The organism is Panacibacter ginsenosidivorans, assembly GCF_007971225.1.
Taxonomy (GTDB): domain Bacteria; phylum Bacteroidota; class Bacteroidia; order Chitinophagales; family Chitinophagaceae; genus Panacibacter; species Panacibacter ginsenosidivorans.
Genome location: NZ_CP042435.1, coordinates 4,862,405 through 4,885,124 on the forward strand (window position 1 = coordinate 4,862,405; position 22,720 = coordinate 4,885,124).

Annotated in this window: 17 protein-coding genes; 8 read left to right on the forward strand and 9 right to left on the reverse strand. The window is 37.0% G+C overall.

Going from position 1 to position 22,720, the window contains the following annotated elements; translation table 11 throughout:
• Nucleotides 1-449 precede the first annotated feature (449 nt).
• The 5 genes from FRZ67_RS23830 (at nucleotide 450) to FRZ67_RS20715 (ending at nucleotide 3,161) form a co-directional block, all read left to right on the forward strand.
• Nucleotides 450-581, forward strand: a complete 132-nt coding sequence (locus FRZ67_RS23830; protein ID WP_262713651.1) for a hypothetical protein — start codon at nucleotides 450-452, stop codon at nucleotides 579-581.
• A gap of 22 nt (nucleotides 582-603) precedes the next feature.
• Nucleotides 604-945, forward strand: coding sequence for a bacillithiol system redox-active protein YtxJ (ytxJ, locus tag FRZ67_RS20700; RefSeq protein WP_147192478.1), 342 nt, complete (start codon nucleotides 604-606; stop codon nucleotides 943-945).
• A 245-nt stretch (nucleotides 946-1,190) separates the two neighbouring features.
• The gene (locus FRZ67_RS20705) at nucleotides 1,191-1,988 is read left to right on the forward strand and encodes a sulfite exporter TauE/SafE family protein (RefSeq protein ID WP_225975421.1); all 798 of its coding nucleotides are present in this window, start codon (nucleotides 1,191-1,193) and stop codon (nucleotides 1,986-1,988) included.
• An 82-nt stretch (nucleotides 1,989-2,070) separates the two neighbouring features.
• On the forward strand, nucleotides 2,071-2,640 hold the full coding sequence (locus tag FRZ67_RS20710) for a YeeE/YedE family protein (RefSeq protein WP_147192479.1): 570 nt from the start codon (nucleotides 2,071-2,073) through the stop codon (nucleotides 2,638-2,640).
• 2 nt (nucleotides 2,641-2,642) lie between these two features.
• Complete coding sequence (locus tag FRZ67_RS20715) at nucleotides 2,643-3,161, forward strand: YeeE/YedE family protein (protein WP_147192480.1); 519 nt, start codon at nucleotides 2,643-2,645, stop codon at nucleotides 3,159-3,161.
• A gap of 172 nt (nucleotides 3,162-3,333) precedes the next feature.
• On the opposite strand, the gene FRZ67_RS20720 is transcribed toward FRZ67_RS20715, so the two are convergent.
• From FRZ67_RS20720 to FRZ67_RS20750, 7 genes are all read right to left on the reverse strand, one after another.
• Nucleotides 3,334-3,630, reverse strand: a complete 297-nt coding sequence (locus FRZ67_RS20720) for a chaperone modulator CbpM (protein ID WP_147192481.1) — start codon at nucleotides 3,628-3,630, stop codon at nucleotides 3,334-3,336.
• 8 nt (nucleotides 3,631-3,638) lie between these two features.
• The gene (locus FRZ67_RS20725; protein WP_147192482.1) at nucleotides 3,639-4,514 is read right to left on the reverse strand and encodes a DnaJ C-terminal domain-containing protein; all 876 of its coding nucleotides are present in this window, start codon (nucleotides 4,512-4,514) and stop codon (nucleotides 3,639-3,641) included.
• A 178-nt stretch (nucleotides 4,515-4,692) separates the two neighbouring features.
• Complete coding sequence (locus FRZ67_RS20730) at nucleotides 4,693-5,526, reverse strand: universal stress protein (protein ID WP_147192483.1); 834 nt, start codon at nucleotides 5,524-5,526, stop codon at nucleotides 4,693-4,695.
• Between the two features lie 48 nt (nucleotides 5,527-5,574).
• Nucleotides 5,575-7,155: a DHA2 family efflux MFS transporter permease subunit gene (locus FRZ67_RS20735; RefSeq protein WP_147192484.1), complete on the reverse strand. Its 1,581-nt coding sequence runs from the start codon at nucleotides 7,153-7,155 to the stop codon at nucleotides 5,575-5,577.
• A 242-nt stretch (nucleotides 7,156-7,397) separates the two neighbouring features.
• A complete protein-coding gene (locus tag FRZ67_RS20740) occupies nucleotides 7,398-8,504 on the reverse strand; it encodes an HlyD family secretion protein (RefSeq protein ID WP_147192485.1) in 1,107 nt (368 codons plus the stop codon).
• Between the two features lie 37 nt (nucleotides 8,505-8,541).
• Nucleotides 8,542-9,873 (reverse strand): TolC family protein, encoded by a 1,332-nt coding sequence (locus FRZ67_RS20745; RefSeq protein ID WP_147192486.1) that lies wholly within the window; start codon nucleotides 9,871-9,873, stop codon nucleotides 8,542-8,544.
• 66 nt (nucleotides 9,874-9,939) lie between these two features.
• A complete protein-coding gene (locus tag FRZ67_RS20750; protein ID WP_147192487.1) occupies nucleotides 9,940-10,512 on the reverse strand; it encodes a TetR/AcrR family transcriptional regulator in 573 nt (190 codons plus the stop codon).
• Nucleotides 10,513-10,712: 200 nt separating this feature from the next.
• On the opposite strand from FRZ67_RS20750, the gene FRZ67_RS20755 reads away from it, so the two are divergent.
• Nucleotides 10,713-11,627, forward strand: a complete 915-nt coding sequence (locus FRZ67_RS20755) for a glycoside hydrolase family 16 protein (RefSeq protein ID WP_147192488.1) — start codon at nucleotides 10,713-10,715, stop codon at nucleotides 11,625-11,627.
• Between the two features lie 488 nt (nucleotides 11,628-12,115).
• Here FRZ67_RS20755 and FRZ67_RS20760 read toward each other — a convergent pair whose 3' ends face one another.
• Together FRZ67_RS20760 and FRZ67_RS20765 are read right to left on the reverse strand one after the other, a co-directional pair.
• Nucleotides 12,116-13,954: an AAA domain-containing protein gene (locus FRZ67_RS20760; RefSeq protein WP_147192489.1), complete on the reverse strand. Its 1,839-nt coding sequence runs from the start codon at nucleotides 13,952-13,954 to the stop codon at nucleotides 12,116-12,118.
• Nucleotides 13,955-14,909: 955 nt separating this feature from the next.
• Nucleotides 14,910-15,746: a reverse transcriptase family protein gene (locus FRZ67_RS20765; RefSeq protein ID WP_147192490.1), complete on the reverse strand. Its 837-nt coding sequence runs from the start codon at nucleotides 15,744-15,746 to the stop codon at nucleotides 14,910-14,912.
• Nucleotides 15,747-16,822: 1,076 nt separating this feature from the next.
• Here FRZ67_RS20765 and FRZ67_RS20770 point away from each other — a divergent pair.
• The gene (locus FRZ67_RS20770; protein WP_147192491.1) at nucleotides 16,823-18,526 is read left to right on the forward strand and encodes a GMC oxidoreductase; all 1,704 of its coding nucleotides are present in this window, start codon (nucleotides 16,823-16,825) and stop codon (nucleotides 18,524-18,526) included.
• A 214-nt stretch (nucleotides 18,527-18,740) separates the two neighbouring features.
• Nucleotides 18,741-22,175 (forward strand): type ISP restriction/modification enzyme, encoded by a 3,435-nt coding sequence (locus tag FRZ67_RS20775; RefSeq protein WP_147192492.1) that lies wholly within the window; start codon nucleotides 18,741-18,743, stop codon nucleotides 22,173-22,175.
• The last annotated feature ends 545 nt before the right edge of the window (nucleotides 22,176-22,720 follow it).

Here is a 22,720-nt window from a genome sequence, read left to right on the forward strand (position 1 = left end):
GTAACAGTGCTTATACATTTTTTGTATGAGCGGAAATTTAAATGATAACGGCCTAATGATGCTATTGCATTTGAATAATTTTTTTAAAAAAATTTATGCTGTTAAAGTAGAATGAAAAATAAACGCAATTTTATCACCGTAAACGGAGACATTATTTTTTAATTAAACCAAAGATTCAAAAGCTATCAATGCATTACTTTAATTTATCGGATAATTGTTTTAACATTTATTACTATTAAGACAAGAATTTAGAAAGCGCAAGAGTGCGACGCAACCAAAGTCTTATACATGTACTACCGTTTGCATTAACAGAAAATATCATAATAAACAGCATATCTTTTAGATTTTAATAACATTTAATACGCTTTTGCACAATAAACATGCTATTTCTGTTGTTTTATTCTAACTTTATATTCCCGATAAAATCAAAAATCGAAAAACCTGGTTTTATGAAAAAATCACTACTACAAATAACTGTATTCTGTATATTGGTTGCCATGTTTGCATCCTGCGCCAGCGCATACGATACACGTAAGTCGAGGACTTGCCCGTCACATGATCCTATGTATTTCAGAAGATAATTTTTCTGTTGTATTTTTGCACATGCTTAACTGGATTTCCCTCACTGAGATAGATGAATTAATACGCATCAAAGAAAAATCGTTTCAAAAACCACAGGTCTTATTTAAACATAGTACCCGCTGTGGTACAAGCAGCCTGGTGCTTAACAGGTTGGAAAGAGCTAAAGAGATTCCTGAGGCTGATTTCTATTTTGTGGATCTCATCCGCTATCGCAATGTTTCAAATAAAATAGCCGACCTATTTAATGTTTACCACGAATCGCCACAGGTACTCCTTATTAAAAATGGAAAGTGTTATTACGAAGAAAGCCACCTTGGTATTGATATGCATGAATTAAATGATCAGATCGCTTTACTAAACTAATACTTAACTTATAATTTTTTTGTGTCCCGGCATTTTTGCTTTGCGCGTCTTCGTTGCGTCGCACACTTGTACATTCTAAATTTTATTGAACAAGCTTACATGATAATGTAAAAGTTTCTGCTGTTTTATAATTAATAAGCTTTAGAAAGAAGATATTTGCATACGTAAGTAGTTATTTTAAATACAGCTGATGTGACAAATGTTACATCTGGTGCAAGTCTGTTAATGCAGCTTTGCATATAATTATGATTACAGCGCTAGGTTATATAGCAGCCATCCTTATTGGTATATCTCTTGGCCTCATCGGTGGGGGCGGGTCAATCTTAACAATCCCGGTTTTAGTCTATCTTTTTGGTGTACAACCATTACTTGCAACCGGGTACTCTTTGTTTATTGTTGGTTCTACAAGTTTGGTAGGCGCAGTAAAGAACTACCGTAAGGGTAATGTAAATATAAAAACCGCACTCACTTTCAGTATTGTTTCAACTATCACCGTTTTAGTAACAAGAAAATTTTTACTGCATATAATCCCCGATAATTTGTTTACAATAATGGGTTATGCAATTACCAAATCTCTTATGACCATGCTGCTTTTTGCAGTGGTAATGATGATAGCTGCAGTTAAAATGATAGTAGGTACGCAGCCAAAGGATTGTCCTGAATGCGCTGAAAAATTTCAACCTGGCAAGATCATTTACAGTGGTTTAGGAATAGGATTACTTACAGGCCTGCTGGGTGCTGGTGGTGGTTTTCTTATTATACCTGCATTGATATTTTTATTTCATCTTTCCGTAAAGCAGGCCATTGGAACCTCATTGCTTATTATAGCAATTAATAACCTTCTTGGCTTTACAGGTGATATTTTCCATACAACTATAAACTGGGGCTTGTTACTGTCCGTTACAGCGCTTGCTGTGGCAGGTATTTTCATTGGTTCCAAACTTGGCGAAAAAATACATGGTGAAAAATTGAAAAAAGGTTTTGGATGGTTTGTATTAATAATGGGTATTTACATAATTATTAAAGAAATTGCAGGTTTATAAACTGCATTACTTATGCAACTGACGTTGATTTTGCAAGATTGCAGCATATATGTTGTATAATTAATATCAAATACCCGTTATTATGAGTTTCATTGAATGGATAAGACAACCCTGGCCATGGTACGTTTCCGGTCCGTTAATAGGTTTAACCGTGCCCATATTATTACTACTGGGCAATAAGAGTTTCGGCATATCTTCTTCTTTGCGGCATATATGCGCTGCCTGTTTTCCGGCAAATATTCCTTTCTTCAAATACAACTGGAAAAAAGAACTATGGAACTTATTTTTCGTGACCGGTATCTTGTTTGGCGCAATCATTGCCTCAAACCTTTTGGGCAATTATCAGCCCATTCAGCTAAATCCAAAACTGGTTTCTGATCTTAATAAATATGGTATTACAGATTACGCAAGGCTTATTCCAACACAACTATTTAACTGGCCTGCATTGCTTACGCTTAAAGGTTTTATCATGATGATCGGTGGAGGGTTTTTAGTGGGCTTTGGTACACGCTATGCCGGTGGTTGTACCTCTGGTCATTCAATTATGGGCTTAAGCAATCTTGAATGGCCTTCATTGATTGCAACAATTTGTTTTATGGCGGGTGGCTTTATTATGTCTAACCTCATTCTTCCATTTATTTTACAATTGTAGTTATGCAAAATATTTTAGATGGTATTGAATTAAAGGAACAGAACACAGATTTTGAAGTGCGTTCACTCGATACTATATGTATTAATGAATCAAACCTGCAACATCCGTGGTGGTATAATCTTAAATATTTGTTCGCAGGTATCTTATTTGGTATACTACTCGTAAAAGCAGAAGTGATTTCCTGGTTTCGCATACAGGAAATGTTTAGGATGCAAAGCTTTCACATGTATGGCGTGATTGGTTCTGCAGTGGTAGTGGGAGCTATCAGCATATGGCTCATCAAAAAGTTCAAGATAAAAACCATTCATGGAGAAGCCATTGAACTGCATTCTAAAAAATTTAATAAAGGGCAAATTATTGGCGGATTGATCTTTGGTTTTGGCTGGGCACTTACAGGCGCATGCCCCGGCCCCTTGTTTGCATTGATAGGTAATGGCGCTACTGTTATTATTGCTGTTTTGTTAAGCGCTGTTGCAGGAACATGGGTGTATGGGTTAATAAGAGATAAATTACCACATTAATTAAATGATCTGTTCTTCTGAAGCCTTTCAGAAAAAAAATAAATTAAAAGGCATAAAAGTGTGCTGCAATTTGCTGCATAAAGAAAAGAAAGTACAAGTGAGTGACACAACCGGAGTACAATAGTAGTAATGCAGACAGGTAAAATATTATTTTATAGTTTACGCCAAAACATTAATCATTTTCGTACATACGTAAGCGGTTATTGAGTTGAATGATCTCTTGTTGCATATCATGCATGCGTTGCAGCAAATGTGTGATGGTTTCTATTCCTTCCAGGTTAATATCCATTTCAGTATTTAAACGCACCATTTTTTCTAACTGGTTCAATTGGTTTTCCGGTATGTATATTTCCTGTTCTGTATAAATGACCTCTATAAGGCCGGCATCTTTCAGTGCATATACAAACGACTGCTCAATATGGTAATGTGTGCAAAACTGCTGCAACGGTATCATGTCTTCTGTTTGCATAAGACGAGTTATTTAAGTTTTGATAATTCGGTGAACAATTCTTTTTGCTTCTCTGTAAGATGTGTTGGCAATTTTACATCGTAGGTTATATAGAGGTCACCGCTTTCGCCTGCTTTCTTGTAAACAGGAACACCTTTACCTTTCAGCTTTATTTTGGTGCCATTCTGTGTTTCAGGATTTACTTTCAGCTTTACTTTTCCTGTTAGTGTATCGAGGATTGTTTCGCCACCCAGTAAAGCTGTGTACAGATCAATCGTAACTGTTGTGTAAAGATCATTACCGGAACGTTTAAAAACAGGATGCGGTGCAATGTTGAAAGTTATATAAAGATCACCGGCGGGGCCATTGTTTACGCCAGGTGCACCATAACCTTTAAGACGAATTACCTGCCCGTTTTCTACGCCTGCAGGAACAGTGATGCGGATATTCTTTCCATTAATGGTAAAGGTTTGCTGGTGTGTGTTGAGTACATCGTTGAGTGAAAGTGTTAGTTCGGCATTATAATCCTGTCCGCGAAATTTTGTTTGACTCTTACGCCCTGACCCACCAAACATAGACTCAAAGAAGCTGGAGAAATCACTGTCTGTATCGCCATAGAATTGTTGCTCATAACCCTGTTGATTGGCACGTTGTGCTTTTTGCTGTTCAAAATGTTCTGCATGCTGCCAGTCTTTACCATACTGGTCGTATTTTTTTCTTTTTTCAGGATCGCTTAAAACTTCATTGGCCTCATTGATCTGCTGAAATTTTTTGTGCGCTTCTTTATCGTTGGGATTAAGGTCAGGATGCAGTTTCCTGGCTAATTTGCGATAGGCTTTCTTGATGTCTTCTGCTGTTGCATTTTTTTCTATACCTAAAATCTTGTAATAATCTATAAATTCCATACCACTAAGCTTTATAGTATAAAGTTAAGGCGGTTAAAGCATAAAGAAATACTGCTTTTGTGTAAGATAAATGTATAGAAATTTTTGTGCCGCGCTGTATTGCTGCTATTATGCTGCTGTTGCGTCGCACATTTGTACGCCAGAAAGTATTTCAGCGGCAATCAAGTCTGCAAAAGTTTTATATAAACCGTTCCCTTTGCCGCAGGGATAATAGGGGAATATGATTCAGGTGCACCAAACCTTTGGTATGATTGTGATGAAAGATATTATACCATATTCCGTGGCGCGTAGGAATAACAATAAGCATATCAATATTTTCTGCTGAAGTGAATTGATCAATGGCTGTAAAAATATTTTCAAAAGCAGGTTCATAATAGGTTGGACTGATATCTTCAAGGCTCCGCTGCAGGAGATGCTTGCTTTTTATGGCCTCTTCATCAATCGTTTCATCATGTGATACAACATTTATTACATACAATTTTGCCCGTGTAAACTGTATTAGTTTCCTGATCATTGATACAGGTGTGTGTAAATTTTTTCGGTAATAATTACAGGCAAAGGCAATTTTATTCACGGGCTTATACTGGACTGAGGCAGGCACAACTAACACAGAAATCGTAAGATCAACAAAGGCATCTATAATATTTGTATCCCATGAAAGCAGATCATTATAATTACCACCTGCACCCATTATGATCAAAGAAGTTTCAGGATCTTTTTCAAACTCATGCAACACTTCTATAAAGGACCCCGTTACCATTTCTCTTGCTATGTTTATGTTGGAGTAATTTTCTTTTACCCATGCATATTCTTTCTGTAAAAGCCTTTCATCATTTGTTATTGTTTCACTCATTGCTGCAATGGCAATAGCATCGCCACTTAAAGAACCGGGGAAGCCAAAAATATTCAACAGTAAAACCTGCGTCTGCGGAATATTCAAAAATTCACACGCATATTTAAGTGCATTGCGTGATGAATCTGAAAAATTGGTAACTACAATTACTCTTGACATGATAGCTTTTATAAATTATTATAGCACGATTGATTTATTGGTTTGTCTTTAATGCGCTGCATCCGCCATACTTACTTTGGCCTTCGACCGTTTGATAAAGATCAATACAAATGGTACACATATAAGGAACATACAACCCACGTATAAAAAGATGTCCATATAAGAAAGTACAGTGGCTTGTACACTTACAGTTCCGTCCATTAGTGTGTAAGCGCTTTTAAGGGCAACATTTGGAGCCATACCTTTTGCCTGCATACCCGCTGCAATTCCATGTATCCTGTTTTGTACATCCGGGTCGTACATATCAAGATGATTGGCAATATTACTCCGATGGCCGATAATATCTCTTGAGAGGTAAGTGGTAATTAATGCCACGCCAAATGAACCACCCAGTTGCCGCATCATGCCTGAAAATGCAGCACCCTGACCTATTTCCACGCCTTTCAATGTGGAGAGTGCCATGGTTGAAATTGGTACCGATAAAAGTCCGAGACCAACACCACGTATCATTAATACCCAGAAGAAATTTTCTGCACCTGTTTGTGGTGTAATGATCTTATAGGTAAGCAGGCTATACACAAAGAAAATGATCATTCCAACCGCAATAAGATATTTATGGGGCACACCTCTTTGTATCATCTGCCCAATGATCGGCATCATAAATGCAACCATCAGTGTACTTGGTATCATTAACATTCCTGACTGTGTTGCATCCCAGCCAAGAATAGTTTGCGTATATAACGGAATAATAAACGTGGAACCAAACAAACCAAAACCCTGCACAAAAGAAAGTATTACACCCATGCGCAGGTTACCATCTTTCAATACACGCAATTCTACAATGGGGTATTGGTAAGTCATCTCCCGCCATATAAAACAATAAAGCCCTAAGCCTGCCACAACTGTTAGCACTATGATGAGGTTACTACTAAACCAATCATCTTCCTGTCCTTTCTCCAATATATATTGCAAGGCACCAACTGCTGCCGTTAACAAAAATATACCCAGCCAATCCACTTCACTTGCAGGCCTTTTCTCTGCATACTTTGGGCTTCTTACATATTGCAGCGCAAGCAATGCGGCAACAATGCCTACAGGAATATTGATATAAAAAATATACGGCCACGAAAAATGATCAACAATATAACCACCAAGCGGCGGGCCAAGTGTAGGGCCAATGATAACGCCCAGCACATAAATGGCCTGTGCCATTGCTCTTTTTTCAGGAGGATAACTTTCCGTAATAATTGTTTGCGAAGTTACCAGCAACGCACCACCACCAAGACCTTGTATAAAACGAAATATAATAAGCTCAGAGATACTTGTTGAATTTCCACACATAAAAGAGGCAACCGTAAAAATAATTACCGATGCTGCAAAATAGTTGCGCCTGCCAAATTGTTGCGAAAGCCAGCTCGTCATCGGTACGATGATTACATTCGCAATAGAATATGCAGTAATTACCCAGCTTACCTCGCTCAAAGTAGCGCCAAGACTGCCTTTCATATTATTCAGCGCCACGTTTACAATAGTGGTGTCAATAATTTCAAGCACTGCACAAAACACTGCAGTTATTGTAATGATAACTCTTCGTGAGCCATATTCTACCAATGAATTTTGTTGTAACATATGTATAAATTACTGCAGTATTATTTTTATGGAGCAAACTGTATTGCTACTATGAAGCTTTGGTTGTGTCACTCACTTGTACGGTTATAACAACAGTGAACAGATAACAACGAATAGTGAAAGCTAAAACTATTTGCCTCCTTGCCTATTGCCTTGTCGCCTTTTCTTCAACAGTACAAGAGTGCGACGCAACGATGCTGCTATGAAATGCTGCAGCTTGTAACAAAATCTTCTTTTGTTGTTTAATCAAGATGCACATCAACAGTTACATTCATGCCTGCTTTTAATTGTTTTACCAACGAATCATTCTTGTTGGTAAATTCTATTTTTACAGGTAAGCGCTGCACCACTTTTACAAAGTTTCCGCTTGAATTATCAGGAGGTAACAATGCAAAACGTGAACCTGTTGCCGGTGAAAAAGAAGTAAGTGTTGCTTCAAACTCATGACCTGACAATGCATCTACTTCAACAATAACTTTCTGGCCGATCTTAAGATCATTGAATTGTGTTTCTTTAAAATTTGCAACCACCCAAATATCATTGTCCTGCACTATACTGAATGTTGCCTGACCTGCCTGTAAGAACTGCCCGGCCTGCGCATTTACTTTTGATGCAATACCATCTGCAGGCGCTAACACAACGGCATATGAAAGATTAAGCTTTGCATCATCAACATCTATCTGCCTTTGTTTAATAGTTGCATTTGCCAAACCAATCTGTGTAGATGTTGCATTGCTTTGGGAGCTTACTGCATTTGTTTGTTTAGAAGCTTGTGCTCTTTGTTCCTGCAATACCAGCAATTGCTTTTCTGCTGTTTCTTTTGCAGCCTGTGCCTGCTCGAATTGTTGCTGTGTAATAGAATGATCTTTTATAAGATTTGCATAGCGGTTATAATCCTGTGTGGTGCGCCACACATTAACTTTAGCTGCTTCTATCTGCGCATCGGCCGTTTTAACAGATGCTTCCGCTGTTGCTATATTTGAGTGTGCTGCACTGGTAGAAGCTTTTGCAATGGAAAGATTGCTTTCTGCAGTGGCGAGTGCAGCTTCTGCCTGTGCTAATTTTATTTTGAGATCGCGGTTATCAAGTATCAGTAAGGTATCTCCTTTCCTTACTTTTTGATTGTCTTTAACCCTTACTTCAGTTACGTAGCCGGAGATTTTTGGAATAACGGGATTGACATTGGCTTCTACCTGCGCATCATCAGTCTCTTCATGATGCAATGCATGTATGTATTTTGTGATGCCAAACGATCCGCCGGCAAGCAATAAAATAATTAATACAATTAAAAATGTTTTGCTTCTTTTTTTTGGAGCAGTATCACTGCCTGTGTTTTGTGTTGTTGCCATAAAAAATATTCGCCTTTAAAAGAAAGTTTTGATTGAATTATTGATAGAGTATGCCTGCTTTTTGTAACAATGTCTGATAGGACAATGCTACATCTGCTTTAGCCAGGACGAGATTAAGTTTTGCTCTCAATTGTGCTACGTCGGCATCAAGCAGGTCTGTAAGTGTAAGCAGGCTATTATTGTATTTGTTTTTACTAATCCTGTAGTTTTCAGTTGCCTGATCAACAGCTTTACTATACACTTCAATTTTTTTGATACCCGAGAAATAATCCTGGTAGGCCTTATTGATAGAAAGATGTATCTCGTCAGTCAGCATGGCGGCGGATGCCTCCAGTTCCTGCTCTTGTGCTTTTGCCTTTTGTATTTTGGTATTTGTTTTCCATAAGGATGATAAGCTATATTTAACGCCTACACCAACATTGATAGCATTGGTAACTGTTAAGAAGTGTGGAATATCTGCAGCAACATAACCGCCTGTTAAACCAATAGAAGGATAATAATCTCCCCGGGCAATTTTTACGCCTGCCCCTGCTGCTTTTTTCCTGTAGTCAATGGCTTTAACATCGTTCCTGTTTTGTGCAGCAAGCTGTTCGTATTCTTCAATAGATTTTACTTCGACAGGCGGGTTGATACTTGCTGAATCAAGTGTAAGGATTGTATTTTCAGGAAGGCCCAGCATCAGGTTCATATTTACTGTTGCCAGCTGAATATTGTTTTGTGCATCAACCAATGCAAGTTCAAAATTGGATGTTTCAAGCTGTGCTTTTAAAAGATCATTTCTTGCAAGCAGGCCATTTTGCTCAAGGTTCGTAAAGTCCGTATCTCTCTGTCTTGATTGCGCCAGGTTCTCATCAACAAGTTTGGCCGCGGCAGTTGCTTTGTAAAGATTAATATATGCAGATACTGTATTTAAAATGATCTCCTGTTTATCATTATCCGCATCCATTCGGCTGGCCTGCTCCAGATACTTGGCAGATTCAATTCCGTATTTTACTTTACTGCCTGCATAAATATTAAAAGACACATTGGCAATCCCATACAAAGCTTGTGTAACATTTATAGTAGAACCACCACCGGTACTATCAGCACCACCTGAGCCTGTTTTTAAATTAATATCAGGTTTGTTTAGTCTAAGGTAAGAGCCGCTGATATTGGCTTCGGGTAATTTTCTTTCGGTGGCTTCTTTAGTAGCGGCAATTGCTTCATCAATACGAGCCTTACTTAGTTTAAGTTGTTTGCTGTTCTTAACACTTAAGTCAATAGCCTCGTTAAGCGTTAGCGATTTTGTTTCCTGTGCATGTGTATTAAATGCAGGCAGAAGAAACAGGGTGAAAACTATTATTACAATCTCAATTTTTTTGTATGTCATAATTCAAAATTGCTTTAGCCGGTAAATAGATTATAATGAATAAAAATTCAGTTTTATGAATAAAACTTATGCTTTTATGCCATCCCAGCACATCTGAAAATTCAGGTCAAGTACTTCTTTTGTCAGTCTTTTGTTGAAATAAGTAACACGCTTTGCGATTTCATTAATAGTGCCAATCATGAAAGATGTTAGCCAGAATGAGTCAATGTTCTTTATGATATGCTGTTCTTTTCCACGGTTTAAAAGCTCAAGCAAAGGCTCAAACATTTTTTTTAGGGTTGTTTTTGTTTCTTCATCTATATAAGGAGAATGAAAACATTGTTCAATAAAAATACTTTCTTCGAACCTTGAGATCCTGTGCTGTACTATGTTTGACCATATAGTATGAAAGCCTACCTTAAAAGGCGCAGACACATCGTAATGCTGAAAGAATATAGTTGCGGAATTTTTTACACAGTGGTCAAACAGGCTTGTGATTATTGATTCTTTGTTTTTAAAATAAATATAAAGAGTTCCTGTTGCAATCTTTGCTTCTTTTGCCACAGACTGCATGGTAATTCCCGATAGCCCGTTTTCCTTTACCAGCTTAAGTGTAGCTTTGAATATCTGATCTGTTTTATTTTCGTCCCGTAATTTCACGCAGCAAATATAAATGAATATTTATTCATTTATAAAATGTTTTTTTAAATTCATTTCCTTAAAACATGCCTCAGATGGTAACTGGAAACACCAGCAGATCTTACTGTCGGGCGCTCTAAAGAATAAATTTTTATTCCGTATAATTTTCCTGTTTATTTTAATTGTATATTCAATATCTTTTTTAATCAAACCGATTGCATATGAAAAAAAGACACATCAGCTATAACGCATTATTTGCGTTGTTATGTACCATTGGCCTGCTTTCCTGTAAAAAGCAAATGAATACCACTGCATCACAGAAAGCAGATGCTGCACCCGTTGCAGAAAATAATACCAGTGTAAACGCAACAGGCATCTGTGATTATATTTTTAATGAATCTGCTGTAACGGCAGCAGGCTATACCAAAGTATTTGAAGATAATTTTGATACAGACCTTAGTAAATGGAATATCTGGACTGGGGGCGCCTTTAATAATGAACTGGAATATTACCAGGCAGCTAATATGCAACTGGTAAACAGCAACCTGGTGATCACTGCTAAGAAAGAAACAGTAACAGGCGCCACTACGCCTTTTGATGCAACACCTAAAACCTTCAATTATACTTCCGGCAGAATAGAATGTAAAACAAATATCTCTGCTTCAACTGCCACGCCCAAAGTGCGTATTGTGGCACGAATCAAATTGCCTGCCGGTTATGGTATGTGGCCCGCATACTGGAGTTACGGCGATCCATGGCCAACACAGGGAGAAATAGATTATCTGGAGGCAAAAGGGCAGGAGCCTTTTAAATACCAGACCAATTATTTTTACGGACGTGCCACCAATCGTAACCTCGTAAAAAACCAGGTTGGTTTTATTACTTCCAATGTAGACCTCACCACCTGTTATCATGTATATGAAATGATCTGGTCGCAGAATAGTTTAACTTCTCTGTTTGATGGCAATGTTGTGGAAACAAAAACAGGCAGCTATGTTCCCAATCTCTTTGGTAAGACAGAACGCATCACATTGAATCTTGCGGTAGGCGGCAATTTCTTTACCAATTTTAATCCCGCACTAATTGCAACGGGTAGTATGTATGTGGATTATGTGAAAGTGTTTACTTCTAATTAAAACTATTTTTCCTTGTTCTTTTGCCTTGATGCAAAAGAACCAAAAGATCAAGGCTTCAGAAAAATGGCTAAAAAAAATTTCATTACGCTACAACGAAAGAGTCCAAAGCCAAACATTTTATTATCCATTAAGCGAAGTTGTGTTAAATACTTTTGCATAAAGCCATGCAGCTTTCGTTGCTTAACGCTCTATTCAATCTTTTTCTTAACGCCATTTTTCTGATGCCTTTTTTCAGGATTCAACTTTCGCATATAACAAGAAAATGCTTCTTACGCTCTTGCAATTCCTAATCCTTGCCTATGCAACTACAAAAGCATAAGCCACATCAAGGCACAACGAACGGATGTGTTGTAATCATCCGTTCTTGACTTTTTGGTTACTTTTTGTGTCAAGACAAAAAGTAAAAGAAAGAAATTTATCTCCAATGTTCTTTTGCCCTGATGCAAGCTTTTTTTTGCGTCAAGGAGAAAATTAATAACAATACGGTCTCACAACTCAAACTCCCATACAGTTTTGTATATACCATATTGCTCAACATAAGAAAGGAATGAATTGTAAAAAAGATCAGCGCCAATAGTAGCGCTATCGCCAATTACAAAAAGTTTCTCTTTGGCTCTTGTTATAGCAACATTCATTCTGCGATAGTCTTTTAAAAATCCAATCACGCTATCATCATTACTACGTACCAAAGAAAGTATTACTGTTTGTTTTTCCTGTCCCTGGAAACTGTCAATAGTACTAATACGCATCGTTGCGGGCAACATTTCTTTTGCTAAAACAACCTGCCCCGAATAAGGAGAAATAAAAGCTGTTTGCATTACGTCAAGATGCTCTGTCTCGATAAGCTTTTGTGCAATACGTAGCTCGCCTTCGTTTTGCAAACTTACACCATCGCTGCCATGCGCTTCATTAAACCCGGAGCCTGCAGTATCTATAAAATAAATATGATCAGCAATGTTGCTTAAATGCGCAGCCGTTAGCAACAATCCATTGTAAAAATAATTACCTGAAAATCCTGCTATCGCTTGCCGCATTCTATATTGCGTATTTAACAAGTGAATGTTATTTATGCCCGCAATACTTATTTCTAAAATAGATTTATTAAGCCCTGATCTTGCGGCTTCATCACTTAATACGGTTGGTGGTAATTGTAAATGATCACCTGCAAGCACATACTTTTCTGCTAATGGAAATATGCACCATGCCAATGGCTCAATACATTGCCCTGCTTCATCAATTACTAATGTTTGAAATTTAATATGATTGATCTTTGCATCATACAAACCTATCGGCGTACCGAGTATTACGTCAGCTTCTGCATATAATTTTTCTTCGTTGTATGACTGCAATTTTTTCATTTCTGTTCTCGTATTCTTTACTTCCCTAAATAAAAGGTTGCGTTGCTCTCTTTCCGCCTTGCCAAAGCTGCGTTTATATTTCAGCGCCATCTTCCTGAATTCTTCTGCTCTTATTTTTAATTGCTTTATTTCTTTCTGTTGTTTGCTGTTAGCCAATCTTCCTTCTGCTGTATATGGAAAAATGGTTTCATCAACTTTACTCGTATTACCTACTCTTACAATCTTCACACCTTGTGCGATCAACCCTTTGGCAATATTATCCACTGCCGTATTGCTTGGTGCAGATACCAAAACTTTTTCTCCTTTCTTTATCAGCTGTATGATGGCTTCAATAAGTGTAGTGGTTTTACCTGTGCCCGGCGGACCATGTACAATTATCATCTCTTCATTTTGCAGTATGGCAGTAACAGCTTGCTGCTGACTTTTATTTAAACGCTTGTTACGAAAATCAATAAGTTCAGTTCTTACAGTTGATATACTTCGTTCTTTCGACCTGCCATCGTGTAGTTCCTGGAACAATGCAAACAAGTGCTTATTGTTTTCAAGATTGTTCAGCACAGTTTTCATGATAGTAGTAGTACGCTGGTCAGGTGCCAGTTTTATACCTACACCATTATCTTCTATCCAGTCAGGGAAGTCAGGCGCAAACAACCTGAACTCTCCATTCTTACCATCAAGATTTAATAATAATCCTTTTATTGGTTCTTCACCACTAATAAAACATTCAATGGCTGCGCCATCTTTGAACTGGTTTGTTTCTGTGGGAAAGTTGAGTTTAAAACTTATCTCAGGATAATCTGCATAGCCAAAATTCTTTCTTGTAACAGTAATTGGGTGCAGTGCCAGACCTTCTGCCTTTAATGACTTCAGTGTATGCACCTGGTCAAGACTGTATTGTTTTACCTGTTCTTTTTCTTCAAGGTCTATACACTGCAATAATTGTTTGATATATGGATGTGTAACCGCCATTCGGTGAAAATAATGCAAGTTGTTATTTACTTTTTTGTCTTGACACAAAAAAGTAACAAAAAAAGTCAAGGCTCCAGAAAAATGGCTAAAAAAGATTTCATTACACTACAACGAAAGAGTTTAAAGCCAAGCATTTTGTTATCAATTAAGCAAAGCTGTGTTAAATACTTTTACGAAGAGCCATGCAGCTTTCGTTGCTTAACGCTTCATTCCATCTTTTTCTTAACGCCATTTTTCTGATGCCATTTCCATAATTCAATCATCGCACTTTTTTAATTCACTTTAAATTATTTAGGCACTTGCAAAAACTAATTGATGCTCATGCAACCACAAAAGCACAAGTCACAGTAGCAATGCAGTCAAATCAAGGAACAACGAACGAATGTGCTGTATATCATTCGTTCTTGAACTTTTTTTCGCAACCTCCCATTACGGTTGCCTCTTTCTTTCAAGAGAAAAAGTAAAGAGAAGAAATTTATTTCTTATGTTCTTTTGCCTTGATGCAAAAGAACCAAAAGATCAAGGCTCCAGAGAAAAAGCTAAAATTTATTTCGTTACGCTACAGCGAAGAAGCTTACTATTATGCTGTTGAATATTTTTCAGTAAAGACTTATGAAAGGCTTTAGAATAAAACTGAAAATCTTCGCTGTTTACGCTTCACTCAACAAATTTCTTAACGCTTTTTCTCTGATGCCGTTATATAACTCAATCTTCGCATTTACCAAGACAACACATCAATGTACTTGCAAATATGAACCATGTTCATCCAACTACAAAAGCCCAAGCAACAGTAGTACCAAGGCTCAATCAATGCGTGTGCACGGATGTGTTGTATCTTTTTTCCATGCTTGAACTTTTGTTACTTTTTTTCAAGAGGAAATAAAGAAAAAACTTATCTCTTTTGTTCTTTTTGACTAGGCAAATTGATCTAATAGTAAAAAGTATTGCAGAATTGTTAGAAATGACCAAGCACTGTTGAACTCCTGAACCGGATATTGGCATGTTGAATTTGCTTAGCATACGCTTTTACAAAATTATTTGTTTCGACTTTCTTTTTCATTTTTGGTATCAGATTCAGTAAGTGACCCTTAACTATGAGACCCGTTATTTCGCAACTACGAGTTCTATAGTGTATCTTATTGTGTGATGGAAAGAATTCGCCTTCTCTTATTGCTTCTAGAATTTTAGGTACTAAATGCTTAAAGCTGTATTGTGAAGAAAAACTTTGATCATCTAGATAATTGGTGTAGGTGATTTCATGACTTTTACCAAATTCAAAAAGTCGTTTGGCAGTATTTAGGAAAACAAGATTTGCGATAACTGGGGAAGATGGCGCACCTTGGGGAAGTGATTTTTGAAAGGTCGTAAGTTTTGTTAGTATATGTGAAGTAGAATATGAGAATCCGTTATTATGCAACATTTGATGCACCTGATAATGAGTAATGTTGGAAAAAAATTTCTTTAAGTCTATAGTTAGAAAAAATTTTTGAGTTAAGTGGTTTTGTGCATTGAGGATATGGTTTTTTCCAGGAATTGAACCATACATATAATCAGGTACAGGTATGTTCTGTAAAAGATCATTTATTCTTTGTTGAGCAATTTTTAAAGATCCTTTAGGCACGAGTAATTCCCTGTATCTTATATTTCCTTTGTTGTCTATTTGGTCTTCCCCGAATTTTCTTTTGGGTATAGTAACGGGCTTATAATATTTACCTATATCATCAAGTATAACATTTAACTCTGCCCGAGTTAAGTGTAAGAACGAATATAGATTTGGTAAACTTTTGATCATAAAAAAACCAGGATTAGAACATGGTTTTGATAACTTCCACGACCTTAAGAATAAACTCAGGCTTAAGAAAACCTAGCCAATAAATTTTGCAAAAAACATTTTTTGGCTTTTTTCCTTTTCTGGAGCATCTCTCTTTTTCATAGAAATTGCCATGTTCAGTTAAAGACAATTTGCAATTGAATGTTAATTCAATTCTGATGTTTGTCGGTGTGTTGTCGACATTTCCTTTATTCATATTTGAAAATTTTAGTGGGAGAGACTTACTCCCCGCGCACCACCAAAACTTTCAATACTCATAATGATTTGCGTCTTTAATTTTACCCTGGCATTTCTAATTTCCCGACGCTCCGCGCAGCGGAGGGGCGTTTCGAATGTGTAACTGAATACACTTTAATTACTGAGTTGAACAAAAGAAAGCATCAGAAATCAATGAACTGAATGCAAGCTAGAATGAATTTCATATCTTCTAAAATTGAAATACGCACAGTAGTGCATAATTGTCAGATGTGATACGAATAATAAACTTTATACTTAAATAAGGATAAAAAAATATTATTTTTTTGTTCTTTTACCTTGATTTAAAGGAACTAAAAGATAAGGTTCCAGAGAAAAAGCTAAAATTATTTCGTAACGCCATTTTCCTGATGCCGTTTCCATAATTCAATCTTCGCACTTTTACTTCAGTTCAAATTATTTACACACTTGCAAACAATAATCCATGCCCATGCAACCACAAAAGCACAAGCCACAGTAGCACCACAGCTAACTCAGGGCGAATGAACGGATGGGCTGTATATCATCCGTTCTTGACTTTTTGGTTACTTTTTGTGTCAAGACAAAAAGTAAAAGAAAGAAAAGCCCCCCATCCCCTAAAGGGGAGCAAAGAAATGCAATAGCCAATCTGATCTTCGCATCTTATAAAGCAAAATCATGCGCACTTGCAAACATTGTTCTCTGCCGCGCAAACAACCAAACGCACAAGTGAGTGACACAACAAAGCTTAATAGTGCCACAACTGCTAAGTACATAAAAATATTTTCCCCTAATTTTAAAACTCATTTTCAAATAAAAGACAGATGCCAGGCGATACACTCCATCTCAACAACAAAGCGAAAAAACAAAACACGTACGACGCCATCATTGTAGGCAGCGGCATTACCGGCGGATGGGCTGCAAAAGAACTTTGCGAAAAAGGTTTGAAAGTATTAATGCTTGAACGGGGAAGAAATGTGGAGCATATAAAAGATTACCCGACTGCAACCAAAGCCCCGTGGGAGTTTGAGCATCATTTGCACTTAACCAAAGAAGACAAGGAACGCTGCTATGTGCAAAGCCGGCATTATTCTTACAAAGAAGACAATAAACATTTTTACATCAACGATAAAGAAAATCCATACGATGAAACAAAACGCTTCGATTGGATTCGTGGAGATATTGTAGGCGGTCGTTCGCTGTTGTGGGCAAGAGCCTGTTACCGCTGGAGCGATCTTGATTTTGAAGCCAACTTAAAAGATGGTCATGGTGTGGATTGGCCCATACGTTATAAAGATCTTGCGCCGTGGTATGATTATGTAGAAAGTTTTATTGGTGTAAGTGGTTCTGTTGAGCACATACCGCAGTTGCCCGATGGAAAATTTCAGCCACCATTCGAAATGAATTGCGTGGAGAAATCTTTCAAACAAAAAATTGAATCTGTTTATAACGATAGAAAAGTTATCATTGGTCGCACAGCCAATCTTACGAAACCTGTGCAGGGTAGGGGACACTGCCAGGCAAGAGATCTTTGTCACAGGGGTTGCCCGTTTGGTGCATACTTCAGCACCAATGCAAGCACCATGCCTGCAGCATATGCAACAGGTAATCTTACTGTGCGTCCGCATAGTTTGGTCAACAAAGTTTTGTATGATGAACAACAACAAAAAGCCATTGGTGTTGAAATACTCGATACCGAAACAAAACAAACAGAAGAGTTTTATGCAAACATTATTTTCTTAAATGCAGCAACGGTAGCTACTGCATTTATTTTATTGAACTCCACATCAAACCGGTTTCCAAACGGACTTGGTAATGGCAGCGACCAGGTGGGCCGCAACCTGATGGATCATCATAAAGGGCTTTCTATCTCTGCAAGTGTAGATGGTTTTGAAGATGGTTATTATTATGGTCGCAGACCTACGGGCATTTATATTCCGCGATTTAAAAATATACACGAACCTTCTCCGGATTTTCTGCGTGGTTATCATTTTGCAGGTGGTGCCTATCGTGGTCGTCAATCGCACGATGCCACAATTGGTGCGGATCTTAAAGATGCGCTTACAGAGCCCGGTGCATGGAGTTTCAGCATTTATGCATTTGGCGAAACATTGCCTTATGCAGATAACCGCGTTACACTCAACCACGATAAAAAAGATCCATGGGGCAGACCAACCATTACCATCGACTGCAACTTCCGCGATAATGAAAAAGCCATGCACAAAGACATTGCTGAAACAGGCAAAGAAATATTAACTGCTGCAGGCTATAAAGATGTAAAGGTTAGCGGCAGCATTTCTTTTCCCGGCAATGCCAACCACGAAATGGGTATTGCACGCATGGGCAAAGACCCCAAAACATCTGTGCTTAATGCATTCAACCAAATGCACGAAGTGTCCAATGTATTTATTACCGATGGCAGTTGCATGGCAAGCAGCAACTGTGTAAACCCATCGCTTACTTATATGGCGCTTACTGCAAGAGCTTGTGATTATGCAGTGAAGGAAATGAAGAAGGGAAATGTGTAAGAATTTTATGTACTAAGCTGTAGTGCTGCTATTAAGCTGTGGTTGCGTCGCACACTTGTACTGTAGAAACTAAAATGGGCAAAATGATTAAGGCGGATTATTTTAAATTGATTATATCGAAACGAAAATGATTTAGAACAAAGAGTAAAAATGTTTCATATTTTTAGCAGCATATTTTTGTATCTAGCGTGTATTGACATTATAAAATAACTAAATGAATTTTCTTGAGAAGTACATTCATAATTTAGTAACGATCAAGCGATCTGGGATGGCTGTAAAAGAAACCTCTTATTATGGCTCACTTGAAAGCTTTTTGAATGAAATAGGTTCTTCTCTTAAACCTACTATTAGAGCAATAATTAACACAAAAAATACTGGCTCGGGTATTCCGGATGGAGGACTATTTACAAAAGATCAATTTTTAAAAGATCAGGATAGAATTAATGATTTCCTCGGGACACCGCCATCTAGAGGAGTGATAGAAATAAAAGGTACGTCTGATGATGTTGATGAAATTGCTAAGTCTGATCAAATTAAAAAATATCTTAAAGGATATGGGCAGGTATTAGTTACAAACTACTACCAATTTTTATTGGTAGTATTAGATGAAAATAAAGAAGTTAAATTTCTGGAAAAATATAGCCTTTCAGGAAGTGAAAAGGAATTTTGGGAGCTAGCTTCAAATCCAAAAAATATTGACTCTATTCATGGCGAAAGTTTAAAACAATTTCTTTTACGGGTAATGCTTCATACGGCTCCATTACTTGAGCCAAAAGACGTAGCTTGGTTTTTAGCATCGTATGCTCGGGACGCAAAAACTAGAATAGAACAATTGGAATTGCCTGCTTTGGATGAAGTGAAAAAGGCTCTTGAAGAAACATTAGGTGTTTCTTTTGCTGGAAAAAAAGGAAGCCATTTCTTTAAATCGACATTAATTCAAACGATATTCTATGGAGTCTTTTCTGCTTGGATATTATTCAATAAAGATAAAACTGTGCAATCAAAAAAATTTGATTGGCGATTAGCAGGGTGGTATTTGAAGGTGCCAATGATAAAAGCTTTATTTGAGCGAGTTGCAAATCCAAGCCAATTAGGACGCCTGGGAATTATTGAAGTGCTTGACTGGGCAACTGATACTCTTAATCGAATTGAAAGATTGGAGTTTTTTGAGAGATTCAAAGAAAACGAAGCAGTCCTCTATTTCTATGAACCATTTCTTGAAGCCTTTGATCCTGAATTGAGAAAGGATTTAGGAGTTTGGTATACGCCCCATGAAGTTGTGAGTTATATGGTTGAAAAGGTGGACTTCATATTGCGTAAAGAACTTAATATAAAAAGAGGTTTGGCTAATGATAATGTGTTTGTTTTAGATCCAGCATGTGGTACAGGTGCTTACTTAGTAGAAGTACTAAAAAGGATTCATAAAACACATGAGGAAGAGGGCGCCGATGCACTTTCAGGCGAAGACTTAAAGGAAGCCGCAAGAAACCGAATTTTTGGTTTTGAAATTCTTCCTGCACCTTTTGTCATTGCTCATTTACAACTGGGACTATTACTCCAAAATTTAGGAGCTAATTTTATAGAAGAATCAGACCGCGTTGGAATTTACCTCACTAATTCACTTACAGGATGGAATGCTCCTAAAAAGAAAGATAAACAACTGATAGCTTACCCTGAAATGCAAGAAGAAAAGGATGCTGCTGAATTTGTAAAACAAGAAAAACCTATATTAGTGATTTTGGGAAACCCTCCGTATAATGCTTTTGCTGGAGCAAGCCCAGAAGAAGAAGGAGGGTTGGTTGATCCGTATAAGAAAGGATTAATTAGCGAATGGGGGATTAAAAAATTCAATTTAGATGAACTATATGTTCGATTTTTCAGATTGTCTGAAAGAAGAGTCGCGGAAGTTACTGGAAAGGGAATTGTGAGTTTTATTTCGAACTTTTCTTACTTAAGAGACCCATCATTTGTGGTAATGCGAAAACACCTTCTTTCCAATTTTGACAATATTTGGATCGATTGTATGAATGGAGACAGTCGTGAAACGGGCAAAACAACTCCTGATGGATTACCAGACCCGAGTGTGTTTTCAACTTCTTTTAATAAAGCAGGAATTAGAACTGGTACAACTATCACTACATTAGTAAAAACAGAAAGGTCTGATTTGACAGAAAAATCTGCGAAAGTCAATTTTAGACAGTTTTGGGGAAAACAGAAACTAAAGGATTTGATCGCTAGCCAAAATTTAAATAACTATACAACTTTTTATACTTCCAAAGAAAATTGGCACAATTTATATCCCAAAGAAAATACATTTGCCGACTATCAGAAATGGGTTTCAATAACTCATATTTTTCTTAAATTTTTTGTCGGTCTTGAAGAATGTAGAGGTGGCGATTTAATGAATTTTGACTTTGAGGAACTTAGATCAAAAATGGATTTATATTTTGATCTTGATAAGAATATTAAAGAACTAAAAACTGTTCTTGTTGGGCTAACAAAAAATTACTCTGGATTTGTTGCTGAAAATGCAAGAGCTAAAATACTGAAGAAGGAAAAGTTTAATTCAGATTCAATCAAAAAATATCTTCTTAGACCTTTTGACACTGTGTGGGCTTTTTATTCAGATGTTACCCCACTTTGGAATCGACCTAGACCTGAACTAATTGATGAAATAGAAGAAGATAATTTTTTCTTGATAACAAGATTTAAGTCACAATCAAAAAATGAAGGCATACCAGCCGCATTCACAAAATATTTATTTGATAAACAAACCATAAGTAGAAATCCGATTGCTATACCTTATAAGGTTAAAGAGTCAATTGAAAAAAATCTTTTTCAATCAGGTAAGAATTTATTCATTCCAAATTTATCTGTAAATACATATAAATATTTAAGTTCAATAGGGTACGATGAAAAATCAGATTTTGTTGAATTATCTAAAGAGATTTTGTTTCATTGCTTTTCTATTCTTTTTTGCCCATTATATCTCAAGGAAAATTCCACTAATTTATCAATTGATTTTCCAAAAATTCCTTTACCAAATAATAAAGAAGATTTTAAATCTTCTTCTCAATTAGGCAGTCAGATTGTCGGTCTTATGAACGCAGAAATTGAAATTGAAGGAGTAACGATTAATGTTCTTCAATTATATAAAGACATTGCAATAATTTCTAAAAAAGATGGATCTATAATTTCGTTAGATAATTTAGCCATAGTAGCAAACTGGGGAAATAAAACGGTTCAAGGAGTAATGCCTGGTAAAGGCAAATATGAAGAACGAAATTTTTCAAAAGATGAGTATGCATCTTTCAAGTCAACTGGCTATAGTGAAGAATTAATCCATAAATTACTGGGAGAAACTACCATTGATGTTTTTCTGAATGCTGATGTGTACTGGAAAAATATACCACTAAAAGTGTGGAATTATCATATCGGAGGCTATCAAGTTATAAAGAAATGGCTTTCTTATAGAGAGGAAAGTATTATAAAAAGACCACTTAAGAAGGAAGAGGCAAGAGAGATCGTCAATATATCACGCAGGATAACAGCACTTTGTCTAATGGAAGAAAACTTAAATAATAATTATAAGAGAGTTAAGGAAAATACTTTTGACTGGTCTACCTTCTCAAGTAGTCCAAATACATAAAATTGTTTAATGCTACCCCAACTAGTCTAAGTATGCAAGTTATTAAATGAGTAAGTATGCAGCCAAGACTTTGCCCCAGTTGTCCTAAGAATGTCGATATAAAAACAACATGCTAGCGCAGGAATGAGGTGTGGGTTCGTGCTCAGCTTCCTGTGCGGGTTAGCTGAGCAAGGCTTAATATCCCTGCGCTTCAAAAGCTTTGCCTCAATCTTAAGCGAGCAGCATACTTGAGCTTCAGTAATTAGTTGCATTTGAACTTCGAAGCTTCAAAAGCCCAATACACGATGCACAGTATAGAACAGAACCTCGAAGAGTGCGACGCAATCACAGCCAAATAGTAGTAATGCAGACCGGATCATAAAAAAATAAAATTATAAAATGAAAGCATGATAACTTTCAACTCAAATAGCAGCAATGAAATTTATTCGGCTCTTTTTATTAATCCTCTCCTTTCTCCGCGAGTCTCACGCACACAAGTTCTCAAGCAAGTGTCAGACAGCTTTTTGCAAAGGTTTTGTTGCACTCGCCTTCAGTTAAATCTGCCC